General features: G+C 50.8%; 12 protein-coding genes. 9 read left to right on the top strand and 3 right to left on the bottom strand.

Features of this window, described 5'->3' with window-relative positions:
* Positions 1-34: 34 nt before the first annotated feature.
* On the bottom strand, positions 35-922 hold the full coding sequence (locus J4E70_RS12600; RefSeq protein WP_213889901.1) for a LysR family transcriptional regulator: 888 nt from the start codon (positions 920-922) through the stop codon (positions 35-37).
* Positions 923-1116: 194 nt separating this feature from the next.
* On the opposite strand from J4E70_RS12600, the gene J4E70_RS12605 reads away from it, so the two are divergent.
* Positions 1117-2082, top strand: a complete 966-nt coding sequence (locus J4E70_RS12605) for a D-2-hydroxyacid dehydrogenase (RefSeq protein WP_213889902.1) — start codon at positions 1117-1119, stop codon at positions 2080-2082.
* Between the two features lie 110 nt (positions 2083-2192).
* On the opposite strand, the gene J4E70_RS19545 is transcribed toward J4E70_RS12605, so the two are convergent.
* The gene (locus J4E70_RS19545; protein ID WP_213889903.1) at positions 2193-3053 is read right to left on the bottom strand and encodes a helix-turn-helix transcriptional regulator; all 861 of its coding nucleotides are present in this window, start codon (positions 3051-3053) and stop codon (positions 2193-2195) included.
* A 1081-nt stretch (positions 3054-4134) separates the two neighbouring features.
* On the opposite strand from J4E70_RS19545, the gene J4E70_RS12615 reads away from it, so the two are divergent.
* The 3 genes from J4E70_RS12615 (at position 4135) to J4E70_RS12625 (ending at position 7365) form a co-directional block, all read left to right on the top strand.
* Complete coding sequence (locus J4E70_RS12615) at positions 4135-5217, top strand: PLP-dependent cysteine synthase family protein (protein ID WP_213889905.1); 1083 nt, start codon at positions 4135-4137, stop codon at positions 5215-5217.
* 213 nt (positions 5218-5430) lie between these two features.
* Positions 5431-6762, top strand: a complete 1332-nt coding sequence (locus J4E70_RS12620) for a pyridoxal phosphate-dependent decarboxylase family protein (protein WP_246531738.1) — start codon at positions 5431-5433, stop codon at positions 6760-6762.
* Positions 6763-6939: 177 nt separating this feature from the next.
* Complete coding sequence (locus J4E70_RS12625; RefSeq protein ID WP_213889907.1) at positions 6940-7365, top strand: c-type cytochrome; 426 nt, start codon at positions 6940-6942, stop codon at positions 7363-7365.
* A 162-nt stretch (positions 7366-7527) separates the two neighbouring features.
* Here J4E70_RS12625 and J4E70_RS12630 read toward each other — a convergent pair whose 3' ends face one another.
* Positions 7528-7677: a hypothetical protein gene (locus J4E70_RS12630; RefSeq protein ID WP_213889908.1), complete on the bottom strand. Its 150-nt coding sequence runs from the start codon at positions 7675-7677 to the stop codon at positions 7528-7530.
* Between the two features lie 218 nt (positions 7678-7895).
* Between J4E70_RS12630 and J4E70_RS12635 the strand changes: the two genes are divergently transcribed.
* The 5 genes from J4E70_RS12635 (at position 7896) to J4E70_RS12655 (ending at position 14068) form a co-directional block, all read left to right on the top strand.
* Positions 7896-8603: an ABC transporter ATP-binding protein gene (locus J4E70_RS12635; protein WP_213889909.1), complete on the top strand. Its 708-nt coding sequence runs from the start codon at positions 7896-7898 to the stop codon at positions 8601-8603.
* 8 nt (positions 8604-8611) lie between these two features.
* Positions 8612-10975, top strand: coding sequence for an ABC transporter permease (locus J4E70_RS12640; RefSeq protein ID WP_213889910.1), 2364 nt, complete (start codon positions 8612-8614; stop codon positions 10973-10975).
* Positions 10976-10979: 4 nt separating this feature from the next.
* Positions 10980-12194 carry an efflux RND transporter periplasmic adaptor subunit gene (locus tag J4E70_RS12645; RefSeq protein WP_213889911.1) on the top strand — a complete coding sequence of 405 codons (1215 nt, stop codon included), beginning with the start codon at positions 10980-10982 and terminating at the stop codon, positions 12192-12194.
* Between the two features lie 114 nt (positions 12195-12308).
* A complete protein-coding gene (locus J4E70_RS12650; protein ID WP_213889912.1) occupies positions 12309-13463 on the top strand; it encodes a site-2 protease family protein in 1155 nt (384 codons plus the stop codon).
* A 23-nt stretch (positions 13464-13486) separates the two neighbouring features.
* A complete protein-coding gene (locus J4E70_RS12655) occupies positions 13487-14068 on the top strand; it encodes an NAD(P)H-dependent oxidoreductase (RefSeq protein ID WP_213889913.1) in 582 nt (193 codons plus the stop codon).
* Positions 14069-14102: the final 34 nt, after the last annotated feature.

The following is a 14102-nucleotide window of genomic DNA, read 5'->3' on the forward strand; positions in this document are numbered from 1 at the left end:
CTGCTCTCCTGTCAAAATTATTCCGTCCGCATTCTCAAACGTCCATCTCTGCGGCAGCCTTTAACAACCAGTTCTTGAACAGTTTCACTGACGGAGTCGCCGATTTATCTTTGAAGTCTGCGAAATATGTCCAGGGGCTTGAAATATCGAACGCGAATGGCTCGTACAGCAGCCCGCGTTCCAGATAGGGTTTCACCAGCGATTTTGGCATCACCGCACAACCAATGTTCTTGACCGCCATTTCCAGCGCGAGATTTGAAATGTTTGTCTGGAACCCTGCTTTCAACCCAAGTTCCCCCAAACCAAAATGTTTCGCTATCAGTTCCCAATAAACGGGCCGTCCGAGAATATGGATCAGATTGGCGTCATCTAGTTGCACGGGATCACTCAAAGCTACACCGCTGACCTGATAGGATGGCGCGCAAACGAGTGAGAGCTTTTCATTCCAGAGCTTTACCGCGTCTCCATTTACGTCATCCAGATGATTGATAGTAATGCTTATGTCCGAAATCTTTGGTTCCACATCCGTCCAGACAGTTCCATGAACGGTAACAATGATATCAGGATGCAGAATGTTGAAATCCTGCATGACCTGCGGCAACCAGCTTTCTGCCAAACTGATTGGGCAGGAAACCACCACCTCTCGCTTGTGGCTGATCGAGATCAGAGAATCCGTTGCAACATCAATCTCTTGCAGGGCGTGACGGATCGAGGGCAAATAGGCCTCTCCGACTTCGGTCAACGTTAATGACCGCGGATGGCGCACGAACAACGGGCGTCCGATAAATTCTTCCAACGAACGTATGTGATTACTGACCGCTGATTGGGTGCAATTCAGCTCTTCCGCAGCACTGGTGAAACTCAGATGGCGCGCTGCGGCCTCAAATGATCGCAAAAAGGTAAGATGAGGTACATTTTTCATAGGGCTTTAGTATACCAAACTCAAAATCGGTTCTATTGCCTATGTTCCCTTGCCGGACAAAGACTGTCTTTGCATAAAAGTGGCAGATTAGGTTCGCAGATCATGCGAAAATGAAGCTATGATTGAGCAACACGCTAACAAGTCATGTGCATTAAATTTAAGATGTCGGATAGATTGAAACCAAGGACCAGTAAATGATTAACCCCACCGTTATCATTCACACAGAAAACGCCGAAGCCGCGCGTGACCTGGTTGCAAAACAGCACCCGGATCTACCAATTTTTGCCTGTGATACCTACGAAGATCTGCCTGCGCTGATTGAAGAAACACAAGCCGAAGTGGTCTATGCAATGCGCTTCCTGGATACGCCTGACTACCCCCGAGAAACGCTGGTTGAAAGCGCTTCGGTCAAATGGGTATCGGTCGGCGGTTCGGGTATAAATCACATAACCCCTTGGGATACTAAACGGTTAATCGTGACAAATTCAGCGGGTGTCGCAGCGGACATGATGGCGCAGTATGCGCTTGGGGCAATGTTGCATTTTTCGCTTGGATTTCCTGCTTTTCGTGCCGCCCAAAACCGCCATGAATGGATATCGGCAGAGGTTGAACCGATCGACGGTAAAACTGTTTTGATCATTGGCCTTGGCAACACCGGCGAGGCTGTGGGGGCGCGTTGCAAACCCATGGGACAGAAAACCATCGGTGTGCGGGCGCAACCAAAGCCGACCGACAATGTAGACGAGGTGTACGGCATTGATGCATTGCCAGACCTGTGGCACCACGCTGACTTTATAGTCGTTTGTGTGCCTTTGCTGGACAGCACAAAGGGGCTTGTCAGTTCCGATGCCTTCGCGCGAATGAAACCGGATGCCGTCATCATAGATGTGTCGCGAGGTGGCGTTATTGACGAAGGTTCGTTGATCCGCGCGCTTGATGAAAACAGTATTCGCGGTGCAGCCCTTGATGTCTTCATGACCGAACCTTTGCCAGCCGATCATAAGCTTTGGGCATATGACAACGTGATCATCACCCCACATTGCTCTTCCGTTTATGCGGGATGGGACCTGAAATCTGTCGAAATGTTTTCGGAGAACCTCGGGCGGTACCGAAGGGGCGAAACTCTAACAAGAATTGTCGATCCAAAGCGTGGCTACTGACGGGACGTAAAAGCGAATAGAAAAGTTAAAGCTCATTCTTCAGTTTGCTTTACCTCGCTGAGGGCGTGTAAGGCGGATGACAAATCAGAGTCAAAAACCTTTTGCGCTGTTCAGCTGATTTTGCGGTTTGGCTGTCCAATTATTTCCGGCGGAACGCTCGCTGTACCAATGGTCAAGCGATGCAACAGCTCTATTTGCCCAGAGGTATCAGTCTTGGCGTAGATTGAGCAAAGATGGGACCTGACCGTGACTTCACGAATGGAAAGACCGGATGCAATGTCTTTTACAAGCATGCCCTCTTTAACCATCGTGCAAATTCTGTATTCGCACCGACTAAGCTCATACGGGTTGTTGATGTCCAGTATCAGTTTTGAGGGCAGCCCTGGTTGATCAAGCGTCTTTTGAACGCGCGATTGTGCCAGCAACTTTTGTACAGTACCCGGCAAACGCTGCTCCCATGTTTTTGACAAGGTCGCCGCAAGCAGAGAAAGGTGGTTTTTATCGTCTTTGCCAAGATTCGATTTAAAGTGGAGTTCCAGATAATCATAGTGCCCGGCTGAATTTTCCAGGCCGATTAGTCCAACATCGCTCAGACCGCTACTTAGAAATCGCTGTTGAATGTGCAAACTCTCCACGGCATCAAAATCCTCAATCAAATCGGACCACAACCACAAGGTGCCGGTTTTTGAAACGCCAAGGTTCTCGCCAAGCATTATTTCCGCGAATGAAGAATGCCCGCGCGCAATACATTTATCTGACTTCTGATCAACTACAGCGACTTTCCTCGGCTGCCAGTTGCCCTCAACAAAGCGGACAATCAGCGCGGCATCGGACTTGTAAAGTGACAAAAGACTGAAAAGAGCGTTTGTGATTTTGCCCTGACCGTGCAGTGCCTGAACCCATGTTGCCAACACATCAAAACTGTTTGGATTAATCGGTCGTCCTGCGCGATTTTGAAATAACTGACCCACAACACACCTCAAACATAAAAACTCGTACCAAAAGATTTCTACAACCACTGCCCTCCAGCCAGAGGGGCATTCAGATTTTCCTATCTGACACTTATCTAACGCAAGGTTTTCGAGGCAATTTGCTTACTTGACCTTCACAAGGAAAGCGCGGCAAGGCACAATCCTTTGTTATTAAAGTATTTTTTCGGCTTATTTGGTCGAGGAGCTGAAAGTGGGATCAAACATCTTTGTGTCAGCTATTCAAAACAATAGCCAATTTTATGCCTCATTATCGCCTTAAACTTGGCAGCGAAGCGTACTGAGCATGATTCGAAACAGGTAAGCAAACTAAACACCAAAAAAGCGTCCCTGAGGCGACCGCCTTCTGTGATTGAACATCCCAAGGTTGCTTTATTCATTGTGTTGATGGATGTGTGCTGCACCCTCACCCGCGTATTTTAGAAGGTGAATGGCGGGAGGTTTTCACATTGGAGTCGCCACGCACAGTATTGACTTGGTAAAAATACATTTATGGCGGGGTCGCACGATGAAGGTTTGCAATTTTGAATTGGTCAGGGATTTTTTTAGAGGACATTCGCGATGAACCTGCCAGTTAAGCAGAAGTCGAGTGACCGCTTCGGGTATAGGGCAACCCGGCAATACAGCAGCCTAGCGAGAAGCCGACGCAAAAAAGCGCTGCAATCCATTACTGGCTACAGTGTCGTTACGACGTTAGATGGTGTGAACAAGCTGGAATACACGTTCGATCAGCCCCCGACAGCCGCACAAATTGTCGCTCAGTTTGGACCCAAAGCCTTTGTTATCAGCGCCAATCCCTGCCAACGCTCGCCAAGAAGCAGGGCCAACGTTCGGCTGATCACGAAACAGTAGTTTTCTGCAGAGGTGTTTTTTACGAAAGCGACTCACTGTTGTGCCGCGTTTCGCATTCCGGAAAACAAAACTGCTTCGCACCCGCCTTTGGACGACGTGCACTCCACTTCAGATACAAAATTGAAACAAAAACAAATCTATCTGAAACACGTTTTCCGTCATCGGTACCCAAAATTTGCGCTATAAAGGCGTATTGAAGAGGGGACCAACAATGTCTAAGAACACAAAGATCAGAAAGACGAACGGGCGTGGACGCCTGTTTGACAGCATTTTGGATACGGTCGGCGACACGCCCTGCGTGAGGGTTAACAACCTCGCGCCTGAAGGCGTTACCATTTATGTGAAGGCTGAATTTTTCAATCCGGCTGCGTCAGTTAAAGACCGTCTTGCGCTTAACATTATTGAAGAAGGCGAACGGAACGGAACGCTAAAACCGGGCCAGACCGTTGTCGAAGCGACCAGCGGGAACACCGGTATCGGACTTGCGATGGTCTGTGCGCAAAAAGGATATCCGCTCGTTGTAACAATGGCTGATAGTTTTTCGATTGAACGGCGCAAGCTTATGCGAATGCTGGGCGCAAAGGTCGTACTGACACCCAGAGCCGAAAAAGGCTTAGGGATGTACAAAAAGGCGGTTGAACTGGCTGAAGCAAATGGTTGGTTTTTGGCCCGCCAATTTGAAACAACTGCAAATGCCGATATCCACGAGTCGACCACTGGGCGCGAAATTATTGCTGATTTCAAAGGTGAGCGTCTGGATTATTTTGTGACCGGCTACGGAACTGGCGGCACCGTGACAGGGGTTTCGCGCGTTCTGCGCAAGGAACGTCCTGAAACGAAGATCATCCTGACAGAGCCTGCAAACGCCCAGCTGGTTGGAAGCAACGAGCCCCAGAAACGCGGCGATGGCGGCTCACCCGCAGCCAGCCACAGCGCGTTCGAGCCGCATCCGATTCAAGGGTGGACACCTGACTTTATACCTTTGGTTCTACAGGAAAATATCGATTCAAAGGGCTATGACGAGCTTATCCCAATCGCCGGTCCTGTCGGAATAAGCTGGGCTCAGAAACTTGCCAAGCACGAAGGAATTTTAACGGGGATCTCAGGCGGATCTACCTTTGGAATCGCGATGGAAGTCGCGGCCAAAGCAGCACCTGGATCTGTCATTCTATGTATGCTGCCTGACACAGGTGAACGTTACATGACCACACCTTTGTTCGAGACAATTCCTGAAGACATGGATGAAGAGGAAACCGCGCTTTCTCTCTCAACACCCGGCTTTCATATGAGCTAATCCACACCTGAGCGGCGCATCCTTTTTGATGCGTCGCTTTGTCTTTTCGATCCAACAATTCCAGAAAAGTTCAAAGAGAGACTTACTACGTCTAAAAAAGAAGAAACTCTTGACCCGAATGACTGGTCTGACATACGTGCTCTTTCACATAAAATAATCGACGAAGCCATTGATTTTACACGTGATGTCCGGGACCGCCCGCTTTGGCAAACGATGCCGGACGACGTGGTCGGCCTTTTTTCCGAGCCGCTGCCTCAGGAACCAACTGCAATCGAAAACGTTTACAATCTGCTGACCGAAAACATGATGCCTTACCCGATGGGAAACATCCATCCGCGGTTTTGGATGTGGTACATGGGGTCGAGCAATTACACCGGGGCGCTTGGCGATTTTCTGGCAGCGATTCTTGGTTCTAACCTTGGCGGTGGTAACCACGCCGCAAGTTGTATTGACCAGCAGGTGGTCGACTGGTGCAAAGAGATGATGGGGTTTCCCAAATCTGCGAGCGGAACGCTGGTCAGTGGCGGCTCAATGGCGAATATCATTGGGCTGACCGTCGCGCGCAACCAGATGGCAGGTATTGATGTCCGTGAAGAAGGGGTCGCGGTGATCAAACAACCCCTTCGGTACTACGGATCTGACCAGATTCACAGTTGCCACCAGATCGGTGTTGAAACACTTGGCTTGGGAAACAAGGCGCTTTGCAAGGTTCCGTCAAACCCCGATTGCACAATGAACATCAGCGCCCTGGAACAAGCTATCACCAATGATCGGGCGGCTGGCCTCAAACCCGCCTGTGTCATCGCGACATCTGGCACTGTGAATACCGGGGCCATCGATGATCTACATGCTATCGAAGCAATTTGCCGGCGCGAAAACATGTGGTTTCACGTCGATGGCTGCATTGGTGCTCTGATCGCAATTGCGCCTGAGAACAAACACCGGGTGGCTGGTATCGAACGCGCCGATTCCATTGCGTTGGACCCTCACAAATGGCTACATGCCCCGTTTGAAGTCGGATGCGCATTGGTGCGCGATCACGACGCCCACTACGGCGCATTTACCCTTACGCCTGAATATCTTGAGATGACGGAGCGCGGCATCGCATCTGCACATTGGCTGCATGACTATGGGGTTCAGACATCTCGGGGCTTTCGAGCGCTTAAGGTTTGGATGGCGCTCAAGGAGCATGGCATCCAAAAATTCGGCCGCCTGATCGACCAGAACTTCAACCAAGCAAGATATCTTGATGAATTGGTTCAGAAAGAACCAATGCTAGAACTTGCGCACGAAACAAACATTAATATTGTTTGCTACCGCTTTAATCCCAAAGGTAAATCAGAGTCTGAGCTAAAGGAAGTCAACACTGAAATCATGCTTCGGATGCAGGAAACCGGTGTTGCTGCCATTTCAGACACGACCGTTCGGGGGAGTCACTGTCTTCGTGTTGCGATCAACAATCACCGAACGACCCTGGCTGACCTGGATTTCCTTGTGAAGGAAACGGTGCGTCTAGGTGCTGAAATTTGCCAACCGAATTCGTAGAGCAAGCCAGCGGTTGGGCTTAATTCTAACTTAGTTCGGACAATCCGCGTGAAAACCCTGTACCAGCACGCAAAGGGTGTGTGTCTGGATTGTTGCGATCAATTGATAGTTATCAATGCAGCCTGCCTGTTATCAGAAGAACATACCGCCATAGACCAATCAGCAACGGAGGATGGCATGAAACATCGTGCTTTAACGCTCGCATGCGCTTTAGGCGCTGCTATGACTTTTGCAGCATCTGCATTCGCTCAGGATTCCGCGCTCGGCAGGACAGAATTTAGCATGCGCTGTGCTGTCTGCCATGGCGACGGCGGTATGGGAGACGGAGAGATCGGCGGTTTGTTCAGCCAACAGCCAAAAGATTTGACGCTTCTGTCGAAAGAAAACGGCGGTGCGTTTCCATTTTCAGAAGTGTATCAGGCTGTAGACGGGCGGCGCGATATTGCGGCACACGGAATGCGGACAATGCCAGTCTGGGGTGATTATTTTATGGCAGATTCCATGCGTGACTTGCCGTCATCCCATGGATTGGATTCGGAGGCCATCGTGCAGGGTCGTATCTTGTCGGTTGTGTATTTTCTTCAAAGTATCCAGCAACCTTAAGTAATTTCTCTCTCGGCATTATTCTTTGGCAGGCCGGTTTGAAAAAGGGCTCTCATGATCATTCGATCCAAAGTCGCTTAATGGCTGTGTTATTTTTCCGAGGCTTGGGTAGAAGCGCCCGAGCCTCGGAAGCAGTTTAAACTGTTTTCACCGGATGAGGCATCATTCAGGAAGGCAGTCTGGAACGCTCAAATCCTTTACGGGGTCGTTTGGACCACATTCCTCACCCGAAATCGGGTATTGGTCGGGGCCAGTGCAACCAATCAGAAAAACGGCAGTCAGCGCCAAAGCAATAAGGCTGGACAATTTCATTTTATATCCTTTCCAGATACCGAACCCCGCAAAGATCAGTTGCAAAGCGGTCTGCCCGGGTGCAGTTAATGTTTGCAGGGAATTATTAGCCAAAAGACCGTTGCAGTAATTTGATATCCATCAAACAAGCCTGCTTTTTAAGCCGCCTTTCAAGTTTTGAGCGAAATCAAAGAACAAACAGGCGGCACCTGAGACTATGTGCAGGGAAAGGTGCGTTCATGCCAGACCTAATCTTCAGGACCGAAGGGGTGACCAAGGTTTATGATACCGGCGAAGTAAAGATCTACGCGCTTGCTGGCGTGGATTTAAAACTCTTTGCTGGTGAGTTTACAGTTCTTCTTGGCGCGTCCGGTAGCGGTAAGTCGACGCTGCTGAATATTCTGGGTGGACTGGACCATGTGACGGAAGGCCGGGTCTGGTTCAAAGAACTGGACCTCACACAATTAAATGATCGTGGTCTGACATGGTTCAGGCGCGACCACGTTGGGTTTGTGTTTCAGTTTTATAACCTTGTTCCAAGCCTGACCGCACGTGAAAATGTTCAACTGGTTACCGATGTCTCGCCAGATCCAATGGCGCCGGAAGAGGCATTGGAACTTGTAGGGCTCGGTCACCGGATGGATCATTTCCCCGCAGAAATGTCCGGCGGAGAACAGCAACGAGTGGCGATCGCCCGCGCGATTGCGAAACGCCCCGAAGTGCTTTTATGTGATGAACCGACAGGTGCGCTTGACAGCAAAACGGGCATTCAGGTGCTGGAAGCCTTGAAGAACATCAATGACCGTTTTGGAACGACAACGGTTGTGATCACGCATAATGCGGCAATCCAGAAGATGGCCCATCGGGTGATCCATTTTCAGGACGGGCGTATTAGCAATGTTTATACAAATGACCAAAGACTTCCGCCTTCCGAAATTGTGTGGTGAGCGGGGCAATGCAAGCATTAGACCGAAAGTTACTACGCGATTTCAGACGTCTTTGGGCGCAGGCATTGGCCATCGCACTGGTGCTTGCCTGCGGCGTAGCGATATTCATCACGTCCTTTGGTATGTACCGCGCGCTCGAGGAAACCCGCATCGCTTACTACGAGCGCAATCGGTTTGCAGACGTCTTTTCCGATGCCCGCCGCGCGCCGCTTTCCCTCGCACGTGAAATAGAAACAATCGAAGGTGTATGGGCGGTTGAAACACGTGTATCCGGTGCCGCAATTCTTGACATCCCGGGGCGCTCCAAATCTGCCGTTGGACGCATCCTTTCAATCCCGACGTCGGGCAGATTTTCTCTGAACGTTCCACTGCTAAGGTCGGGGCACGTTCCGGACCCGGAAACCACAGATCAGGTTCTGGTGAATGAACCGTTCGCACAGGCCAACGGCTTTCAGATCGGTGATGTTTTTGCCGCAAATCTTAACGGCCAGAAAAGGCCGTTGACCATCACCGGAACAGTGCTTTCGCCCGAGTTCATCTATACGATTGGCCCAGGCGGTTTGATGCCAGATAACGAAGGGTATGGCATTATCTGGATGCCAGAAGATGCTGTCGCCGCCGCGTTTGACATGGCAGGTGCTTTCAATCACGTCAGCCTCAAACTCAGGGCAGATGCCCGGGCTGAAACCGTCGTAAGCAGCCTGGATAATTTGCTAGAACCTTATGGCGGACTTGATGCTTATGACCGTTCACAACAACAATCAGATGCTTTCATTGATGCTGAAATCAAACAACTCCGAAGCACCTCTATCATCCTACCACCGGTTTTCTTTGGTATTACGGCCTTTTTAGTCAACATGGTGATCGGCCGTATTATTGCACTGGAGCGGAGCGAAATCGGGCTTTTAAAAGCGATTGGATATTCTAACTTCGATATCTGCCTTCACTACCTGCTGCTGGCTGGGCTCATCGCTGTCGTTGGTATCGTGATTGGTTGGGGTGTGGGAAGTTGGCTTTCCCAGTCTCTAGCCCGTCTTTACGCCGATTTCTTCAATTTTCCATTTCTGATCTACCGGGTTTCTTATGATGCTTACATCATTTCCGGAATTATCGGTGTCGCGACAGCGGCTGTTGGCGCGATACGAAGCGTTCTTAACGCAGCACGCCTTGCGCCTGCGGTTGCGATGTCCCCACCTGCCCCGCCAAAGTACAAAAGAAACACGCTTGACCATGCACTTCTTGCTTTGCGCCTTTCGCAGCCGACCATGATGATCTTTCGCAACCTGATGCGCTGGCCCGTCCGGTCAGCACTTACCACACTTGGCTTGTCTCTTGCGGTCAGCATTCTGGTTGCTGCAACATTTTTTGACGATTCGCTCGACACCATCGTCGACACGGCCTTCTATCAATCAAACCGGCAGGACGCGGTTCTTACCTTTACAGATGAAATGCATGAAAGTGTCTTGGAAGACGTTCGAAGGCTACCGGGCGTGCTACAGGCAGAGAGCAAACAGTACTATCCTGCCACCTTGCGAAACGGCCATCTGTCTAAACGGATTGCGATCGAGTCCAGCCGTCCAAATCCCGATCTCAGCCGTGTCATCGACAGCGATGGCCGGGTGGTGAACCCGCCAGCAAACGGTATTATGCTCTCAGACCGGCTCGCGTCTGAACTGAATGTGCGGGCGGGTGACACAATAGCTGTCGATTTTCTGAGCGGGCGGCGTGAATCACACAAAATTATGGTCGCAGGAACCGTGACACAATATCTTGGCCTTGGTGCCTATATGGATATGGATGGTCTGTCGGCGCTGTTTCGCCAGAAACCGCGGATTGGTATTGTGAACGTAACGCTTGATGAAAATCAAACTGACAATTTTCATGCTGCCTTGAAAGAAGCCCCAAACCTGGCGGGAACAACGATGATGACTGAAACGCGGCAATCCTTTCTGGATACAATCCGCCAGAATGTGATCATCATGACAACGATTTATGTAATTGTTGCGACGCTGATCACGGTTGGGGTGGCTTACAATGGTGCGCGCATACAATTGTCTGAACGCGCCAGAGAACTGGCAAGCCTGCGCATCCTTGGCTTCACCCGCGGTGAGGTCTCGTTTATCTTGATGGGCGAGACGATGATCCTTGCGCTGCTAGCGCAGCCTTTGGGGTGGTTGATCGGGGTCGAGATTGCCCGCCTTATGACAAACGGGTTCACGAGCGACCTGTACACCATACCTTTGATTTTAAAGCCCGCGACATTCAGTTTTGCGAGCCTTGTTGTCCTGAGTGCTGCATTGGTGGCAACATTGGTGGTGCGCAGACGGCTGGATCGCCTGGACCTTGTTGCCGTTATGAAAACGCGAGAGTGAGCCGATGAAGCTGAACCTGCGAAATGTCGTATTGTCGACGCTGCTTGCTGCCGTGATTTCTGCGCTGCTGTACGTGACGTTCCGGACCGATCCGATCCCTGTTGATCTGCAGCCGGTTACGCGCGAAAACCTGCAGATCACAATCAACGCTGATGGCAAAACCAAGATCCGCGATGTTTATGAGGTTGCAACGCCCATAGCAGGAACAGCGATACGTTCCCCTGTTGAGGTCGGGGATACCGTAATTGGTAATGAAACGGTCGTCGCCGTTGTTGAGCCCGTCACGCCAAGTCTGCTTGACGGCAGAAGCCGGATTCAGGCCGAAGCTGCGGTGCGTGAAGCAGAAGCAGCGCTACATGTTGCGGAAAGTGAGATAAGCCAGGCCGAGGAAGAGCTTGCCTACGCGCAAAGCCAATTCAACCGAATTCAGACTCTGGTCTTGCGTGGGGTCACATCTGAGACTCAGTTGGAAGATGCAGCGCAGCATGTCGCGATCAGACAGGCTGCTAGAGCGGCGGCATTTGCACGTCTCGACATGGCAACGGGCTCACTAGACCGCGCACGTGCAGTATTGCTCGAACCAAGCGGCGGCAGGTTTGGTGATTTGCCCACCTGCTGCGTGGAACTGCGCGCGCCAATTGATGGGACCGTTTTATCTGTAGATGTTGTCAGCGAACGCCCGGTAAGCGTTGGAACGCGCCTTGTTTCCATTGGAGACCGCAACAATCTGGAAATCGTTGCAGATCTTCTTTCGAGCGATGCCGTTCGAATTGGTCCGGGCACCATGGCTATTGTAGAGCGTTGGGGCGGCCCAAACCCGTTATCGGCACGGCTGGTTTCAGTTGACCCAGCAGCACGTACAATCGTTTCGTCCCTGGGGATCGAAGAGCAACGTGTTGATGCCACTTTTGAACTGTTATCTCCGCTGGGCGAACGCAAAGGTCTGGGAGACGGGTTTTCGGTTTTTCTAAGGGTTATCGAATGGCAGGCTGAGGATGTCCTGCAAGTTCCGCTCAGCGCACTGTTCAGGTCCGAGGGAAAATGGGCTGTTTTCGTCGCAGATGACAGCGTTGCCCATAAGACAGAGGTAACGATTGGCCGACGCAATGGAACAAACGCCCAAATCATCAACGGTTTAGAGGAAGGACAACAGGTTATCACGCATCCCAGCGACGAAATTGCAGACGGTGTGGAAATCGTCAGCCGCTCTCAGATGTAAAATACGAGAAAATTCAAACGCCGCGAAGAATTAAGTCGGATAATTGAGTAAAATCAAAGCATGCATCAAACGCTACGGTAAGCTTGACCCAGCCTAGCTAGGAAAGTGTGGCAGATGCAAGCCAGAGCGGTTCGTCTATTCGACATATTCGGGTTTCAAATAAAGGTGGAGCCCAGCTGGATTTTGATTGCAATTCTGATCGTCTGGAGCCTCTCCTCAAGCTTTTTTCCTGATGCATTACCCGGCCTCGGACAACTGGATTATATTGCCCTGTCGATCATTGCGATGCTGGGCCTTTTCGCCTGTCTCATTCTGCATGAACTGGCACATTCCCTTGTTGCACGGCGTTTTGGGCTTGGCGTTGGGGGGATTACACTTTTCATTTTCGGTGGTGTTGCAGAGCTAGAGCATGAACCGGCTGACGCCAGATCTGAGTTCTGGATCGCGATTGCCGGGCCTTTGATGAGCTTTGCTTTGGCCGGTATCGTGTATCTGATCAGCCGATTGACTGCAGGTGCTGATCTTTCGGCACCTTTGCAGGTTGTTCTTAACTATCTTGCCGTGATCAACCTTGTGCTTGCATTTTTCAATCTTCTGCCGGCGTTTCCGCTTGATGGTGGGCGGGTACTCAGGGCCGCCCTGTGGCATTGGTATGGTGATCTGACACGCGCAACACGAGTCGCAAGCAACTTTGGTGTGGGCTTTGCCTATTGTTTGATGGCGCTCGGGTTTCTAACCTTGTTTTCAGGCGGTAGAATCAGTGGGCTCTGGCAAATTCTGATTGGGATTTTCCTTTTGACGGCGGCACGAACGGCCTACCAGCAGGTCATTTTCAAAGCTGCATTCTCCGGAAAAACCGTTGCTGATCTGATGACCCCTGCCCCATGGTCCGTCGAACCCGAAGAAACCTTGTCAGACCTTGTCGAAAAAATTCTGCTGCACCACGCAGTCAGTTTTGTTCCCGTCTGCGAAGGGGAACACCTGCTTGGTTACGTCGATAGCGGCATCTTGCAGAAGATCGATCGGGAACATTGGCCCGACACGCAAGTCGCCGACGTTTTTGTCGCCACGGACAGCAAAAACACCGTCAACCTGGATATGCCAACAGAAACCCTGATGGAACAAATTGTTGAGACTGGGCGGCGGAAATTTCTGGTTTCTCGCGACGGTCGGCTTATTGGGGTCATCACACTGTCAGATCTTCTGTCCTTTATTGCAATACTTCAGGAGTTGGGCGGACCAACGAAGCCCAAAAAAAGTAGCGACTGAATCCGGCACAGTGAGATATCAATATGAAGAACATACTGATCATTCAGGGCCATCCAGACGGTGTTGAACCGCACTTCTGTCACGCGCTTGCCAATGCCTACGGCGAAGGAGCTGTATCTGCGGGCCATACGGTTCATACAATTGATCTGGGGCGGCTTGATATCCCCATGTTACGCTCCAAAAAGGAATGGGAGACCGGAACACCCCCCGATTTTGTAAAGGACGGGCAGGAAAAGATACTTGAAGCAGATCATATCGTTTTCATCTATCCGCTCTGGATGGGAACCATGCCTGCGTTGATGAAAGCCTGGCTTGAGCATGTGTTACGGCCAGATTTTGCATTTGATTTAGAAGGCGGAAACAGCTGGACTGCCAACTTGAAAGGCAGATCAGCACGTATAGTCGTTACAATGGGAATGCCCGCAACTGCCTACCGATGGTTCTTTTTCGCCCACAGTCTGAAAAGCTTTGAAAGGAACATACTAAAGTTTTCCGGTATTCGCCCGGTTCGCTGGTCTTTAATTGGCATGGTTGACACCAAGAACAGTGCCGGTCGGGAAGCATGGGTAAAACAAATGAAGGCAGACGGGGCAGCCGCCCGATAGGAAAAACACACCAACTGCTCGGCAAAAACTATGC

The organism is Pseudohalocynthiibacter aestuariivivens, from assembly GCF_018457175.1.
In the GTDB taxonomy this organism is placed as follows: Bacteria; Pseudomonadota; Alphaproteobacteria; order Rhodobacterales; family Rhodobacteraceae; genus Pseudohalocynthiibacter; species Pseudohalocynthiibacter aestuariivivens.

Coding starts and splice junctions, on each gene's coding strand:
- J4E70_RS12640 (WP_213889910.1), top strand. CDS start 8,612: ATGCAAGCATTAGACCGAAAGTTACTACGCGATTTCAGACGTCTTTGG.
- J4E70_RS12605 (WP_213889902.1), top strand. CDS start 1,117: ATGATTAACCCCACCGTTATCATTCACACAGAAAACGCCGAAGCCGCG.
- J4E70_RS12655 (WP_213889913.1), top strand. CDS start 13,487: ATGAAGAACATACTGATCATTCAGGGCCATCCAGACGGTGTTGAACCG.
- J4E70_RS12635 (WP_213889909.1), top strand. CDS start 7,896: ATGCCAGACCTAATCTTCAGGACCGAAGGGGTGACCAAGGTTTATGAT.
- J4E70_RS12650 (WP_213889912.1), top strand. CDS start 12,309: ATGCAAGCCAGAGCGGTTCGTCTATTCGACATATTCGGGTTTCAAATA.
- J4E70_RS12620 (WP_246531738.1), top strand. CDS start 5,431: ATGCCGGACGACGTGGTCGGCCTTTTTTCCGAGCCGCTGCCTCAGGAA.
- J4E70_RS12625 (WP_213889907.1), top strand. CDS start 6,940: ATGAAACATCGTGCTTTAACGCTCGCATGCGCTTTAGGCGCTGCTATG.
- J4E70_RS12600 (WP_213889901.1), bottom strand. CDS start 922: ATGAAAAATGTACCTCATCTTACCTTTTTGCGATCATTTGAGGCCGCA.
- J4E70_RS12630 (WP_213889908.1), bottom strand. CDS start 7,677: ATGAAATTGTCCAGCCTTATTGCTTTGGCGCTGACTGCCGTTTTTCTG.
- J4E70_RS12645 (WP_213889911.1), top strand. CDS start 10,980: ATGAAGCTGAACCTGCGAAATGTCGTATTGTCGACGCTGCTTGCTGCC.
- J4E70_RS12615 (WP_213889905.1), top strand. CDS start 4,135: ATGTCTAAGAACACAAAGATCAGAAAGACGAACGGGCGTGGACGCCTG.